This is a genomic window from Dactylosporangium sp. NPDC048998, assembly GCF_043197855.1.
In the GTDB taxonomy this organism is placed as follows: Bacteria; Actinomycetota; Actinomycetes; order Mycobacteriales; family Micromonosporaceae; genus Dactylosporangium.
In genome coordinates this window covers 454,417-469,061 of the sequence record NZ_JBICTV010000005.1, presented here as the reverse complement: position 1 = coordinate 469,061, position 14,645 = coordinate 454,417, and the positions used below count along the sequence as shown (strand labels likewise).

General features: G+C 69.6%; 13 protein-coding genes. 8 read left to right on the top strand and 5 right to left on the bottom strand.

All coding sequences use genetic code 11. The annotated features are described in order from the left end of the window. The first annotated feature begins 110 nt into the window (after positions 1 to 110). Complete coding sequence (locus ACGFI8_RS15980) at positions 111 to 863, top strand: hypothetical protein (protein ID WP_392805026.1); 753 nt, start codon at positions 111 to 113, stop codon at positions 861 to 863. Here ACGFI8_RS15980 and ACGFI8_RS15975 read toward each other — a convergent pair whose 3' ends face one another. Then, positions 864 to 1,478, bottom strand: coding sequence for a pyridoxamine 5'-phosphate oxidase family protein (locus ACGFI8_RS15975; RefSeq protein ID WP_392805023.1), 615 nt, complete (start codon positions 1,476 to 1,478; stop codon positions 864 to 866). It abuts the gene before it with no gap. A gap of 78 nt (positions 1,479 to 1,556) precedes the next feature. Between ACGFI8_RS15975 and ACGFI8_RS15970 the strand changes: the two genes are divergently transcribed. The 5 genes from ACGFI8_RS15970 to ACGFI8_RS15950 all read left to right on the top strand — a co-directional run bounded on the left by ACGFI8_RS15970 (position 1,557) and on the right by ACGFI8_RS15950 (position 6,527). Beyond that, positions 1,557 to 2,900: an aspartate aminotransferase family protein gene (locus ACGFI8_RS15970; RefSeq protein WP_392805020.1), complete on the top strand. Its 1,344-nt coding sequence runs from the start codon at positions 1,557 to 1,559 to the stop codon at positions 2,898 to 2,900. A gap of 120 nt (positions 2,901 to 3,020) precedes the next feature. Beyond that, positions 3,021 to 3,575, top strand: coding sequence for a hypothetical protein (locus ACGFI8_RS15965; protein ID WP_392805017.1), 555 nt, complete (start codon positions 3,021 to 3,023; stop codon positions 3,573 to 3,575). 88 nt (positions 3,576 to 3,663) lie between these two features. Further along, the gene (locus tag ACGFI8_RS15960) at positions 3,664 to 4,551 is read left to right on the top strand and encodes a hypothetical protein (RefSeq protein ID WP_392805016.1); all 888 of its coding nucleotides are present in this window, start codon (positions 3,664 to 3,666) and stop codon (positions 4,549 to 4,551) included. A gap of 20 nt (positions 4,552 to 4,571) precedes the next feature. After that, positions 4,572 to 4,925: a GntR family transcriptional regulator gene (locus ACGFI8_RS15955; protein ID WP_392805404.1), complete on the top strand. Its 354-nt coding sequence runs from the start codon at positions 4,572 to 4,574 to the stop codon at positions 4,923 to 4,925. Between the two features lie 183 nt (positions 4,926 to 5,108). Next, on the top strand, positions 5,109 to 6,527 hold the full coding sequence (locus tag ACGFI8_RS15950) for a hypothetical protein (protein WP_392805014.1): 1,419 nt from the start codon (positions 5,109 to 5,111) through the stop codon (positions 6,525 to 6,527). Between the two features lie 92 nt (positions 6,528 to 6,619). On the opposite strand, the gene ACGFI8_RS15945 is transcribed toward ACGFI8_RS15950, so the two are convergent. Next, a complete protein-coding gene (locus ACGFI8_RS15945) occupies positions 6,620 to 7,174 on the bottom strand; it encodes a DUF4240 domain-containing protein (protein WP_392805012.1) in 555 nt (184 codons plus the stop codon). Positions 7,175 to 7,333: 159 nt separating this feature from the next. Between ACGFI8_RS15945 and ACGFI8_RS15940 the strand changes: the two genes are divergently transcribed. After that, a complete protein-coding gene (locus ACGFI8_RS15940; protein WP_392805009.1) occupies positions 7,334 to 8,245 on the top strand; it encodes a hypothetical protein in 912 nt (303 codons plus the stop codon). A gap of 256 nt (positions 8,246 to 8,501) precedes the next feature. Here ACGFI8_RS15940 and ACGFI8_RS15935 read toward each other — a convergent pair whose 3' ends face one another. The 3 genes from ACGFI8_RS15935 to ACGFI8_RS15925 form a co-directional block, all read right to left on the bottom strand. Further along, a complete protein-coding gene (locus ACGFI8_RS15935; RefSeq protein ID WP_392805006.1) occupies positions 8,502 to 9,281 on the bottom strand; it encodes a class I SAM-dependent methyltransferase in 780 nt (259 codons plus the stop codon). 511 nt (positions 9,282 to 9,792) lie between these two features. After that, positions 9,793 to 12,201: a family 20 glycosylhydrolase gene (locus tag ACGFI8_RS15930; RefSeq protein ID WP_392805004.1), complete on the bottom strand. Its 2,409-nt coding sequence runs from the start codon at positions 12,199 to 12,201 to the stop codon at positions 9,793 to 9,795. 428 nt (positions 12,202 to 12,629) lie between these two features. After that, a complete protein-coding gene (locus ACGFI8_RS15925; protein WP_392805001.1) occupies positions 12,630 to 13,202 on the bottom strand; it encodes a GNAT family N-acetyltransferase in 573 nt (190 codons plus the stop codon). 19 nt (positions 13,203 to 13,221) lie between these two features. On the opposite strand from ACGFI8_RS15925, the gene ACGFI8_RS15920 reads away from it, so the two are divergent. Beyond that, a complete protein-coding gene (locus ACGFI8_RS15920) occupies positions 13,222 to 14,097 on the top strand; it encodes a hypothetical protein (protein ID WP_392804998.1) in 876 nt (291 codons plus the stop codon). The last annotated feature ends 548 nt before the right edge of the window (positions 14,098 to 14,645 follow it).

Here is a 14,645-nt window from a genome sequence, read left to right as displayed (position 1 = left end):
GGCGCGGCCCGGGACAGTAGGCCTAACCCCCCGGTTCGACCCCTACGGGCGCCCCGGCGAGCAGTGGGGCATCGACGCCGGTGCCTCGGCTGGCTGGTATAACTCCCGTCGTGCGGTTCAAGACTCTTCGCGCTGCGGCGGTGGCGATCGTCCTGCTCGTGAGCGCCGGCTGCCAGTCGGACGCGACGCCGGCCCCGGGCCCGAGCGCCTCCGGGGCGCCGGCCTCGGCCGCGCCGATGCGGCCCGACCCGCGGGGGCAGATGGCCGCGGCGGCCGCGGCCGGGTTCGCGTTCAAGTTCTCGCCGCCGGCCGCGCTGGGCGGCTACGACGCGATCTATGAGGGCGGCACCGGCGCGATGCGGTTCGACCAGGCCGGCACCGTGTCCCTCGTCATCGGCACGGACGTCTGGCTCGAGATCGAGCCGCAGTCGGGCCGGTACCGCCACCTCGACCTGCTGAAGTACACCGGCACCGTCCCGGGCGCGCCGGCCACGGTCAAGCAGCTCGGGTATGCCCTCGGGCTACCCGCGGCGCTGCTGCAATGGGTCGCCGCGGGCACCGACGCCACCGTCACCGGGCCCGCGTCCTACACCGTGCGGGTCGACCTTGACGCACTCCGTCTCACCGATCCCGCGGCCGCGCACGTGACCGAGCTGTACCAGCGGCGGATCGCGCCCGGCAGCGGGCCGCTGGTCGCGACGGTCGAGCTGGACGCCCAGGGGCGGCTCGCCACGATCACCGTGCCGATGAAGCTGGGCGAGGTCACGACCGCGGCCGTGCTGCGGGTCACCGACGGGGCGACCATGCACATCACGCCGCCCCAGGGCACGGCCGAGGAGGCCACGCCCGAGCAGTACCTCTGATCAGGCGTACAGCTGCCGGCGGTAGTTGGATTCGGCGTAGTACTCCTCGAGCTCTTGCAGCGTCTCCGGGGTGTTCTGGACGCTCTTGACCAGCGCCGCGTGCGACGGCAGGGCGTCCGGCGTCCACGTCTCGGGCTTCCACAGCTTCGAGCGCATGAACGCCTTCTGGCAGTGGAAGAAGATCGTGTCGATGTCGACCACGACGGCCAGGACCGGGCGGTGGCCCTCGACGACGAGCTCGTCGAACCACGGCGCGTCGGCGAACAGCCGCGCACGGCCGTTGATCCGCAGGGTCTCGCGGCGGCCCGGGACCAGGAAGATCAGCCCGACGTGCGGGTTGGCCAGGATGTTGTGGAAGCCGTCGGCACGCTTGTTCCCGGGGCGCTCCGGCAGGGCGATCGTGCGGTCGTCGATGACGTAGGTGAACCCCGGCGGGTCACCCTTGGGCGATACGTCGCAGTTGCCCTCCCCGTCGGACGTGCCGACGAGGACGAAGGGCGACAGGGCGAGCCAGTCGCGGTCGGTCCGGCAGAGGCGGTCGCGTTCCTTGGTCACGGCCCGGGGCTTCGGCGACCCGAGCAGCTCCTCCAGTTCTGTCACCGAGGTGATCTGCATGTGCTCAGAATACGTCCGGTAACAACCTGTAACAGAACAGCTATTGTACGGCCGGACGTGTGCCATTAGCTTCTGCTCATGACGGGACAACGCACCGACGCGTACCTCGACGACCGCGCGCACGTCTTCCACTCCTGGTCGGCCCAGCGGACCCTCGACCCGGTCGTCGTGGACGGCGGCGAGGGCGCGACCTTCTGGGACGAGACTGGCCGGCGGTACCTCGACTTCGCCTCCCAGCTGGTCAACCTCAACCTCGGCCACCAGCACCCCCGGGTCGTGGCCGCCATCCAGGAGCAGGCCGCCAAGCTGTGCACGATCGCGCCGACGTTCGGCAACGCGGCGCGCAGCGAGGCCGCCCGGCTCATCGCCGAGGTCGCGCCCGGCGACCTGCGGCACGTGTTCTTCACCAACGGCGGCACAGAGGCGAACGAGCACGCGGTGCGGATGGCCCGCGGCACCACCGGCCGGCACAAGATCCTGGCCGCGTACCGCTCGTACCACGGCGCCACCACCGGCTCGATCACACTCACCGGCGACCCGCGCCGCTGGCCGAACGAGCCGGCGATGCCGGGCGTCGTGCGGTTCTTCGGCCCGTATCCGTACCGCTCCCCCTTCCACGCCGACAGCGAGGAGCAGGAGACCGAGCGCGCGCTGGCCCACCTCGAGGAGGTGTTCACGCTCGAGGGCCCGCACACCGTCGCGGCCGTCATCCTGGAGTCGGTCGTCGGCACCAACGGCATCCTGGTCCCCCCGCCCGGCTACCTGGCCGGCGTGCGCGACCTGTGCGACCGCCACGGCGCGCTGCTCATCGCCGACGAGGTGATGAGCGGGTTCGGCCGCTGCGGCGAGTGGTTCGCGGTCGACCGCTGGGGCGTGGTGCCCGACCTCATCACGTTCGCCAAGGGCGTCAACTCCGGTTACGTACCCCTGGGCGGCGTCATCCTCGGCCCGCGCGTCTACGAGACGTTCGCCGATCGCCCGTTCCCCGGCGGCCTGACGTACTCCGGCCACCCCCTGGCCTGCGCCGCCGCCGTGGCCACGATCGAGGTCATGCGCGACGAGGGCATCCCCGAGCGCGTCCGCGACCTGGGCGAGCGCGTGGTCCGCCCGCGCCTGGAGAAGCTGCGCGAGCGCCACCCGTCCGTCGGCGACGTGCGCGGCCTGGGCCTGTTCTGGGCGATCGAGCTGGTCCGCGACCGCGGCACGCGCGAGATGCTCGTGCCGTACAACGCCGCCGGCGAGGCCGCGCGCCCGATGGCCGAGGTGATCGCCGGCTGCAAGGCCCGCGGCGTGTGGCCGTTCACCCACTTCAACCGCGTCCACGTCGTGCCCCCGCTGGTCATCACGGAGGACGAGCTGCTGCAGGGCATCGACGCCATCGACGACGCCCTGGACGCCGCCGACGCCTACGCCACCGCATAGACCCGGCCTTGCGCCGCCGCGCTCGCCGCTCGCCGCTCGCCGCTCGCCGGCACCTCAGGCACGCGACGAGCGCGGCAGCGCCCCACTGGAGTAGGGGCGCTAGGTCCGTACGATGACGACATGCCGGGCCCCCAACGCTTCGCCCCGCCCGCCGCGGACGCATTGACGTTCCGGCCAGGCTTCTGGCGCACATTTTCGGTTGTGCTGGCGATGACCGTGCCGATTTGGTTGGTGTTGTTGCTCCTGATGAACACGCTGGCCACGGCGCCCCGGCCCCTGCAGGACTGGTTACTGCTCGTCCAGCTCCTTACGGGACCGTTCGTCTACGCCGGAGCGTTTGCCCTGACTCGCTGGTCGCGGTGCCGGGACTGGCTGCGTGTCTCCAGTGCGGGGCTGGAGTTGGCCAGCGGCGGCTCGTCTCCGATCCTGGTGCGCTGGCCGGCGCTTGAGTCCGTGCGTCTCGTGCGCCGCTTCGGCACACCGATGCTGGAGGTGACACCCACCGGACCGGAAGGTGTGCACGTCCACACTGGGGGATCTTTCATGCCACCGCGACAGAGCCGCAACGGCCGCGACACGTTCGTCGTCGATATCTGGCTGCTGCGTCCCGGCCGCGCCGCGCTGCGCTCCGCCTTGGAACGCCACCTACCACCCGGCACGATGCTTGTGCCATAAGCCGAGCATGAATGTACCAAGCGTTTGACACAATCGTCGGTGGTAGCCCATCCTTCTTGTATCACTCGCTTGATACAAGAAGGATGGGGTGCCCGTGCTGTCGTTCGGGGTGCTGTTGTTCGGCCTGATGGCATGCGCCGCGCTGGTCACGATGCTGGTACTGCGGGCCTCGCGTCGACCGGCTGTCGAAGTGGTCGACATCCCCAGGGCCGTCGCCCGGCGCACGGCCGTGCTGCGATGGGCGGGCGTGACGATCGGCTTGATCGTCGGCATCATCGCCGCCCGATCCGGTGAACTCGGCACAGGGCTGTTGCTGGCCGCACCACTGTTCGGACTGTGCACGCTCCTCGGCGTACTTGCCGGGGAACTGACGGTCCGGCCACCGCGCGGGCCGACGCGGACCGCGGCTGTTGAAGTCCGTCACATCCACGACTACCTGCCGCGTCAGCTCAGCCGGGCGGTCGCCGCCGCGGGGGGAGTGCTGTTGGTGCTGCTCACCTTGACGACGGCGGCCGGCAGCCCCGATGACATGGGACGCCCCGGACGCTCGCTCGGCCGGCAATGCACGTCCGACATGTTCGAGAGCCACGGCCCGTGGCCGGGCCTGTTCTACACCGGTCAGCTGGCGGTTATCGTGCTGGTTGGCCTGCTGATGGCGTACGTCGCCGTGCGCACCATCGTCCGGCGACCGCGATCCGGTAGTACCAGCGACCTGGCCGGCGATGACGCGCTGCGCAGGCGCGCGGCCCGCACCGTCACTGGTGGCGTTGGCATCCTTATCGCCATCCCTCTCGCCGGTGTCAGCCTGACCGCGGCCGGTGGCCTGTTCGGCATCTCCTGCGCGCCGACGTGGTGGACGGTTACGGGCTGGGGGCTGCTTGCACTGGTTCCTGCATCGCTTGCCATGGCGAGCTGGTGCGTAGCCACGGTATTCACCTCGCTGGACCGAGCCGACCCGCGGGTGCGGACGCCGTGACCGATCGTCCGGCGTTGACGGTGGTCACCGACGATCCCACGCCACCGTACGAGCAACTGCGCCGCCAACTGATCGAGCTGGTCCGCTTCGGTGTGCTGGCCCCGGGCGACCGCCTCCCACCCTTACGTCAGCTCGCGGCCGACCTGGGGCTTGCCGTCGGCACGGTCGCCCGGACGTACCGTGAACTTGAGCTGGCCGGGATCGTGGTCTCCCGGCGGGGTGGCGGAACGCGCGTGGCAGCGGCACCTCCCTTCGAGCCGGATCCGACCGAGGCGTTGCGCGACCGCGCGACCGCGTTCGTGCGTGAGGCGCGCCTCCTCGGCGCGGAAGATGATCAGATCGTGTCGGCGATCGCTCGGGTGCTCGGCCGCTGAGTTCGCTTCAGCCGACGAACGGCTGGCGGCGCGACACCAGCAACGACGGTCTGTGCTGACCGTTTGGCGCATGACCGGACACGACGAGGCCCTTGACCAGTCCTCGGAGCCGTTCACCCGCGCGTCGAGGAGTACCTCCATACGGGGCAGCGGAACGACCGTGCGGTCGCTAGCCTCACCGCCGTGTATCTGTTCAGGCCCGCACTCGCGGGAATACTCGGTGCCGCGATCGCCTGCGGCACCGGCGTGCTCGCGGCCGCCCAGGCCGCGGAGGCGCCCGCGCTCACCGTCACCGGCACGGTGTCGTGTGACGCGATTAGCAGCAACTGGGTCATCCAGTGGAGTGTGCGCAGCAACCAGGACAAACCCGGCGCCCTGTACTACGCGGACACCTCCCCACGGATCGGCACCTCCCAGGCCGGCACCCTCGAAGGGATGGGCGGGGGCACCGGCATCCCGGCCCGGCAGGACGGGGCGCTGGTCGGCACGCTGCGGCTGCCCGACTTCGGGTTCACCACCGCCCAGCTCAACGTCACCGCGCAGTACGGCGTGCCCCAAACGTTCGTGTACGCGACGGGGAACGTGGCGCTCACCGGGCGCTGCGGGCCGTCGATCATGCCGACCGTGAGGTTCGAGTCGCGATGTGACGGGGAGCTCGACGCGCATGTCAGCGAGCCGGTCAACGGGGCGCGGGCGTGGGTCATCATCTACAGCCACGTGGTGAACACCTACCAGAACGGCTACGTCCTGCAGCCGGGGCAGAGCTACGTGCTGCCGATGGTGGCCGCAGGCTCGGCCGAGGTCGAGGTTCAGGTGTGGGGCGTGCCGTTCGCCACCGGCCGCTGGCAGCAGCCGGCCGGGTGCGGGCCAACCGTGCCGGATCGGCTCAAGACCGGCGAGCGGCTGGTCCGGGGCCGCGCCGGCGACGATCGCATCACCTCGCCGGACGGACGGTTCACGCTCGTCCTGCAGGACCTGGACGGCAACCTGGTGCTGTACGAGTACGGCCGGCGAGCCCTCTGGGCGACCGGGCCGAACACGGGCATCTGGCTGGCCAACGAGGGCGGCAACGGCCTGCGGGAGCACCGCCGAGACGGCACCGAGACCGGGCTCCTCGGCCGCGCCGCTCCCGGCGGGCCGGTGACGCTGGTGGTGCAGAACGACGGCAACGTCGTCGAGTACCGCGACAGCGACCACGCGGCCCTGTGGGCATCCAACACGTGCTGCCACGCCCCCGCGCCGCCGCAGCCGGCGGCCGGCGCGCACCAGCTCAACACGGGGCAGGCACTGGTGCTCGGCCGGAGGATCACGTCGCCGAACGGGGTGTACAGCCTCGTGCTGCAGGACTTCGACGGCAACCTGGTGCTCTACAAGAACGGCACCCAGGCGCTGTGGGCGTTCGGCATGCGCGCGGACTCCTGGTTCGTCAACCAGCCCGACGGCAACCTCGTGGCCTACAAGTCCGAGGGCGGCGTCGCCTGGGCCTCCAACACCTACGGCAAGGGCGCCGGGACCCTGACCCTCCAGGACGACGGAAACCTCGTCCTCTACCGCAACATCGACCGCGCCGTCCTGTGGTCGACCAACACCTGGGGTAAATAGCGCAATGCGCCGGCCGTCACGGGGGTGAGCACCAGCTTGCCCGTCGTGCGGCCGGCGCAAGGCCGATCGCGTGGCGTCCGGAGATTCTGGGACTAGCGGTAAATCTCGGCCAGGCGGGGGTAGCGGGCGCGCACCTCACGGTCATCGTCGTGATCGAAGTCGTCGCCGAGTAGCGGCCCGTTGAACGTGTCTGCGGGGAGCTCGGCGCGCGCCGCGTCGACGGCGGCGTAGAAGTCCTCGTCCTCGTCGAACGCCGCTCCGCCGACGCCGATCATGTCCTCGCACTCGAGGAAGTCGTCGTCGGAATCGATGCCGAGTTCGGCGAGCGTGTCCGGGTCCCGCAGTGCCCGCTCCCAGGTGCTGCGGCCCTGCGCGACGAGCCAGCCGCGGAAGTAGTCGAAGGCGTCGTCGGAGCAGCCTCCTTTCATGAGGTAGGCAGCACCCCAGAGGTTCCAGTCGTATGACTCCGCGTCGAGCGCGTCATACCGGAGGTCAAACGCGACGGCCGCCTCCCGGCCGAGCTCGGTGAGGCGGTCACCGATGCGCTCGGCCACTTCCCCGGCGCCTTCGGCGGTCCGGGTGTCGTCTACGCCCTCGCGTGCGCGGTCGACGATCGTCCAGAACTCGTCTCGATCCATGATCGCCATGCCCGCGATCCTGCCATGCCCGGCGGCCCGCCGGTGCGGTTACGACTGCCCCGTTTGGCGCCTCGTACTGGCATCACATCGCCCGCTCGCCTCGAGCGCCCCGAAACGTCTGTCCGGACCGTAGACGCTCGTGTCATCGGACGACGTACGTTGGGGCTTGTGACCGACAGCGAGTGGGATCTGGACGATGTGCTGGTTACGATCAGCGTTTCCGCCGCTGTTGCCGAGCTACCGCTGGCTGCGTGGATGGCCAGTGGCCCGGGTCCTAGAGACTGCACCCGGCCGGAATCCCCGCGATCTCGATCGACGGGCGAGGCGCTTCCGCCGACGGTGATTCCGCTGGCGTACCGCAACGATCGCGAGTCGCGTGCCCTGATCGCGGCCGGCAGGATCGTGTCGCCGTGGCGGGACGTCCCGTGGGACGTCGACAACTGGGGCGAGCCGCCGTGTGAAGTCCGCGGCCCGCGACCCTTTGACCGGTCGGTGGCCGACTCGGGATGGGTGGACCGCCTGGCCGCGCGTGTCCTCGGCGAGGCGCCGCGGGGTCCCGTGGACGCGGAGACCGCGCGTCTGGTGCTCGAACGGGTGCCGGAGTTTGCCGCTGCGGCACCTGTCCTGGTGCGCAGGCTCGCGGCCGAGGCGCGCTGGGAGGAGCTCGACGTGATCGTGCAGCTGGCCGGTGCGGCCGCGCTCGTAGACGTCGGTCCCGTGTTGTGCGACGTGCTCATGTCGGACGCCAGACCGCCCCGTCCCGGACACCTCGTGGATATGCTGGGTCAGCTCAGGTACGGTGACGCCGCACGGCTGCTGGAAAGCCTGGTCGGACAGTTCGTGTACGCGGATGGGGACTTGTCCGACGCTCGGCGATGCCTACGCGCGCTGGCTGTGATGGGTTCCGATGCACGGATAAGGCTGACGCTCATCTCCTGGGGTCGCGACTGGCCGGCACAGGTTCCACAGTGGGCGGCCCAGGAGTTGGAAGCCACGGGCGATCGAATTCCCTCACCTCTCGGCCCGGACGAATGGACAGCCCGCGGCAGAACCCGGGCTGACTGTGCCGACGCGCCGTGACGAGAAGGCGTGGAACCGGTTCTAGACGGATCTGACCTGTGATCGCGTTTGCGCCACCAGCCGAGGATGTCGAGGTTGTGCATCAGCCCAAGACATCCCGTCTTCGACACGAGCGAGCGCCAGCCTCCAGATCGGCCAGCCGAACGGCGTACGAAACACGTAGCGGCCATTGGAGCCGCCAGGTCAGCGCCGGTGCGTGGACGCTGGTCGACGAGCCGTGACTCGCGTTACTTGAATGCCGGGCGGTCGATGGCTTTCACAGCTGCCGGACGCGCAGTACGCCGGTCAGCATCGGGAGGGTGAACTCGCCGCTGGTGGTCTCCGGTCTGCTCGCGAGGAAAGCACGGATCCGGCCGAGCGCGACCTCTCGTTCCTGTTCTGGCATGACCAGCACCCCCGCGCGCGTCGCGATTGTCGCGACGAGGGAGTCGGCGGTGCGGCGCTGCCCGTGCGGGAACTCGGCCTGCTCCGGCGAGCCGAACTGGGCGACCAGGCCAATGTCGGGAAGGTGCAAGCCTGCCGTCGCGGCGCGCCAGCTGCTGAGCGTGTCACGTGGGCCAATGGCCGCGCTTCCGCTGACCCGCTCGAGTCCGGCAACCCAGTCGACTCGGTCGTCCATGACGTTCCACAGGCCGGCCAGGATGCCGCCGGGTGTGAGGACCCTGGCTATCTCGGGCCCTGCGACGGCCATGTCGAACCAGTGCAGGGCGTTTCCGGCCAGTACGGCATCGACGGACGCGTCCGGCAGCGGTATCGCCTCGGCACTACCCGGCAGGGCACGGACAGCCGGCAGCGCGCGGCGCAGCTCGGTCAGCATCGCCGGGTCGGGCTCGACCGCGATGACGTCGGCGCCCAGCGCGACCAGCGTGGCGGTGAGCTTGCCGGTTCCGGCGCCGAGGTCGAGCACTCGCGGGCCGGGCACGGGCTCCAGCGCCCAGCGCACCGCGGCCGGCGCGTAGTCCGGGCGATGCTCGGCATATGCGACCGCCGCTGCGCCGAACGACGAGGCCTGAAGTAGCCGCGCGTCCAGTTCCATACGGCCACCCTATCTGTGCCGCAAGCACCTCTACCGCTGCGATGAGATCTGCATCTGGCCGCTGACCGCGCTGAGCACACTGGCGCCTCTGGTGACGAGCGCCCTGACCGGGCCGCGGCCGAGCGGGTGTTCCACGTCGTCGCCCCCGCACTGCCGCCCGGACGGCCGGACCTGCGACGGGTACCGCGACCGAACGTGCTCTCCCCTCAGGACCCATCGAATCGATAGCCACACCACAGCCGTAGACGACCTTGCGGCTGAAGGTCTGCGGGCCCGATCGGCTGCTTGCCACGGGACTCCTCGTCACGCCGGCGTGTGCGGCCGCGGTACCACGCTCAACCAGGCCCTTGATCGTGGCGCGGCGCGAGGAGGCCGGCGGCGTGCTCGCCGCCGCCGGCCTCGAGGTGCTCGACGACGCACCCTACGACGCGTTCCGCCACCGCGTGGACCAGGCCATCCAGCGCGACATCCTGGTCGCCCCGCAAGCCGGCCGCACAGCGCGAAACAGGCGCTACCGGTTGAACTGGAACCAGTTGAGGTTGACGAAGTCGACGCCTGCCGTGCCGGTGAAGGTGAGGAACACCGTGTGGACGCCGGTGGCCGAGCCGGAAAGGTTGGTGGTGGTGCTAATCCAGGTCTGCCAGCCGCCGGTGGAGGTGACCGGGACGCTGGCGATGATCGGGCCGGTGGTGGAGTCCAGGCGGTACTGGATGGTGCCGCTGGACGCGCCGGACGCCAGCCGCGTGGTCACCGACGCCGCGGTCGGGGTGCCGAAGTCCATGTTGGTGTAGCCGAGCCAGTCGCCGGGCGTGATGTAGCCGACGTTCTGGCCGCCGCCGGTGTCGGTGGTGGTCTCGGTCTGGGTGCCGGACTGGCTGCTGAAGCTCTCCGCCCGCCGCACGCTGTACGCATTGGGCAGTCCGGCGCCGGCGTTGAACTGAAGCCAGTTGAGGTTGACGAAGTCGACGCCTGCGGTGCCAGTAAAGGTGAGGTACAGCCGGTGCACGCCGGTGGCCGCGCCGGTCAGGTTGGTGGTGGTGCTGGTCCAGGTCTGCCAGCCGCCGGTGGAGGTGACCGGGACGCTGGCGATGATCGGGCCGGTGGTGGAGTCCAGGCGGTACTGGATGGTGCCGCTGGACGCGCCGGAGGCCAGTCGGGTCGTGACCGAGGCCGGCGACGCCGCGCCGAAGTCGAGGTCGTAGGCGAGCATGTCGCCGGGCGTGATGTAGCCGACGTTCTGGCCGCCGCCGGTGTCGGTGGTGGTCTCGGTCTGCGTCCCGGACTGGGCGCTGTAGCTCTCGGCCCGGATCTGGGTGTACGCGCTGCGCGTCGTCTGCTGCGTGCCCCACGGGACCTGCGGCGAGCTGTAGTAGTTGATCCCCTGCACCGTCCACCGCGGACCCTGCGCGCCGAGCCGCACCTTGAACGTGTCCCAGTTACGTGCCGACTGCGGCGACCACGCCAGCTCGGCCAGCGCCGGCAGCCGCGGGAACGCCATGAACTCGATGTCGGCCAGCTTGGTGATCGTCTCGGTCCACAGTGGAGCCTCGACGCCGAGGATCGCGCTGGCCGCCACGCCGGAGAGGTAGGCGCCCGGGTCCCAGTTGTAGGCGGTCTGCACCTCGATCAGGCCGGCCCACGTCTGGCCGAGCGGGGTCGAGTTGGTGTACTTCATGTCGAGGTACGCCTTGTTCGCCGGCGACAGCAGGATCTTGTCGCCCTTGCTCACCGCGGCGCTCAGGTCCGCGTCCGATGTGGACGTTCCCCAGTACTGCGCGACACGGTTCGTCGTGTGGTTGGCCTTCCCGATCTGGTGCCAGCCGATGACGGTCTTGCCGGCCGCGCCGACGAAGGGCTGCACGCGGTTCATGAACGTGGTGTAGTCAGCCGCCGGCGTGCTCGACGCCTCGTCGCCGCCGATGTGCAGATACGGCCCGGGGGTGATGGCGGCGAGTTCGTTGAGCACCTGCTGCACGAACGTGTACGTGACCTCCTTGCTGACGCACAGCGAGCTGAAGCCGACGTTCGTGCCGGTGTAGAGCGGCGGGGCCGTGTTGTTGCAGTTGAGCTGCGCGTAGGAGGCGAGCGCGGCGTTGACGTGGCCGGGCATGTCGATCTCGGGCGCGATGGTGATCTGCCGCGACGCCGCGTAGGAGACCAGGTCGGAGTACTGTGCCTTGGTGTAGTAGCCGCCCGCGCCGCCGCCCACCTGGGTGCTGCCGCCCACGGTCGCCAGCTGCGGCCAGGCGTCGATCACGATGCGCCAGCCCTGGTCGTCGGAGAGGTGCAGGTGCAAGACATTGATCTTGTACTGCGCGATCTCGTCGATGTACCGCTTCACCACATCGGGGGCGAAGAAGTGCCGGGACACGTCGAGCATCGCGCCGCGGTACCCGTAGCGTGGGTAGTCGACGATCCGGCCGCCGGTGATCGTCCACGGTCCGCTCTGGACGGTCTTCGCCTCGACCGTCGCCGGCAGCAGCTGCCGCAGCGTCTGCACGCCGTGGAACAGCCCGGCCACCGTCTGGGCCCGGATCGTGACCACCGAGGCCGTCACGTCGAGCTGGTAGCCCTCGGCGCCCACGCTCGCGTCGGCGCCGGACAGCAGCAGCCCGATGCCGCTCGTCGGCGTGCCGGTGGTGGTGGAGACCGGCAGCGCGTAGCCAGTCGACGGGCGCAGGACGCCGGCCAGGTAGTCGCCGACGTCGGTGGCGCCGGACGCAGCCTGGATCGCGGCGTTCGACGGCAGCGTGTAGGTCACGCCGGCCGAGGGCTGCACCGACACCGGCACGGGCACGACGTCGGAGAGGCTCACCGCGGCGCTGGCCGGGGAGGCCGTCAGCAGCCAGGCGGCGCCGGTGGCAGCGGTCGCGACCGCCACGGCGGAGGCGAGCAGCAGGTTGCGCGGGGAACGGTGCACGGCATCCTCCAGCGAAACTGTTAAGTTTCCTGCTAGTTTGACGGCACGCTATGTCCCGCGCGGGAAAGTGTCAAGGGAGTCACCGGGTCCGGCGCACGGCCGGCGAACCGGCGGGTAGGTCGTCTGGGCGCACCCCTGCGCCTGCTGGCGCTGCCGCGCCTCGACCGCGAACCGGCTCAGGTAGATCAGCGCGCCGCCCAGCACGCCGACGTCGGAACGGGAGATCGGTCGAGACGAGTCCGAGCATGCATGGGCAACCGCGCGGCGGGAAGATGACCGATAGCTGCCACGCGGCGTGGCGCCGCGTCAGACGGCGGCCGTGTTCCCACCGTCACGCGAGCCAACGAGCCGCCTCGCGGCATGAGAGTGCACTGCGTCGAGCGGAACGAAGCAGCCGGAGGCGGCGCCGTCTCGCGAGCGAGGAGGACTCAGCGGGCGGGACCCGCCTTGGACGACGGCCGCCACTCCCGCCTGATCAGCCCGTACACCCACGAGTCCGAGACCTCGCCGTTCACGACGCAGTCTTCGCGCAACGTCCCTTCACGCACGAATCCGAGCTTCTCCAGGACGCGAGCAGACGCCGCGTTGCGCGTATCGGTCTCGGCCTGGACTCGATTCAGGTCCAAGGTGTCGAATGCCCACTTCAGCAAGGCGTGCGCAGCCTCAGTCGCGTAGCCGTGGCCCCATGCTGCATCGTCGAGGCAGTAGCCCATCGACGCGCTGCGGTAGTCCGGGTTCCACCGGGTCAGACTGCACCAGCCGATGAACGCCCCGTCGGAAACACGGTCCATGGCCAGCCGTGTCCCGGTGCCTTCCTCTGCCATCTGCCGGCAAGCCAGGATGAACCGCTCGGCGCGTACCCGCTCGCTCCAGGGCGGCGCGTCCCAGTAGCGCAGCACGTAGGCGCTGCTGTGCAGCGCGAAGAGGGCGTTCGCGTCGGCGTCGTTGAACGGACGCAGTCGCAGGCGAGCGGTCTGCAGCGTGGGGGTAGTTAGGGACATGGGTGCCATGTTGCCTCTCATGAGGTGGTGGCCGCGCAACCGCACACGCTATGCCGATCACGCACAACCGGGGTTTCTCGCGTGTTGGGCGACCGCCCGGATCGCGGCAGACGTGCTCGCCAAGGACGTATCGGTGATTATGAACGCCGACTGGAACGCGGCGGCCCCGCCCCGTTCGCAGTCAAACCTTAGCCATGCCGCGGAAGGCCCGCCGAGTCTCTGTTACGGCTGCCCTTACCGTAGCGCGATGGGAATGTACCCGATGTACAAAGAGATTCCGGCGACCTTGCTGGCCCGGCTGCTCGAACACCCCGATGACGAGAAGTGGGTCGACGGACTCCTGTTCGAGGCCCTTGATCCGGACTCGGACACTGCGCCGGACTGGAGCGCGGCGGCGAGCTACTCGACCCTGACCGACGAGGAACTTCGCGCGCGCTTTACCTGGCCCCGCCTGACGTTCACCGCCGGGCAGCGGCGCCGGCTCGGCTGGTACGACCTCGGCAAGTACCCGGATCCGGACTGGTTCGGCCACTTCCTCTTTGCGGCCGACACCCCACAACGGATCGATCTGACGGGCGTGCTCAGCGACAGCGGCGACTGGGATGAAAGGACCGCTGCCTGGGAGAAGATCGCGGAGGCGCCGATCCAGGTCGCGCACCACAGTGCGTACCACGAGGGGGACAGCGAGTATGCCTTCGGTTCGGATGTTCCCTGCTACGGCATCAACGGGTACCGCACCGCCGGGGACCTGGCCATCATGTGGGACAAGATCGAACGCGTCCTCGCCGCCTACCCCGAACTCGCCGATAGCATCATCGAGAAGTTCGACCACGAGATCAGGTACTACTACGGCTGCGTTGCCCGGGGCAGCGTCGACCTGTACGTGGTCTGGTAGCGAAAGCACTGGCGCACGTGGCGCTTGAACCGGGAGTGCACCGTGCCCGACAGCATCCAGAGGTGGCCACGCTGTCACTCGTCACCGTCATGTAAAAATGTAAAACACCGTGTCATCGGCATGTCCGTAAGCTGGGCGACCTCGACTCGTCGTGACGCTTCGTAGCGCGCGGGTCGCGGCAGATCCGCGCACCCGGCCTCGTTGGCGCGCGGCCACGGCAGAGAAGGTCGGCAGATCAGAGATGACGCATGGAGCATGCCGAGCGGCACCAGAGCGGGGCGGACCGCCAACACCGACAAGAAGTCTCAGCCCGGTTCGTGGATGATGCGGACCATCCTTGCCTGTACGAGACACGGATAGCCCCCTTTCTGGCCGCAGATGCGGCCGCCTAACGGGGGCTGAAATACGGCGCTGACCGTTGTCGGTGGGTCGACAACCATGAGGTACAGGATAGGTAGATAGGTCGGTTTACAGCTGACGTGATCGTCATCGCGGTCCGCCGATAGTTATGCGCTCTGCCTGTCATCCACCATGTCCTGTCAACCGCG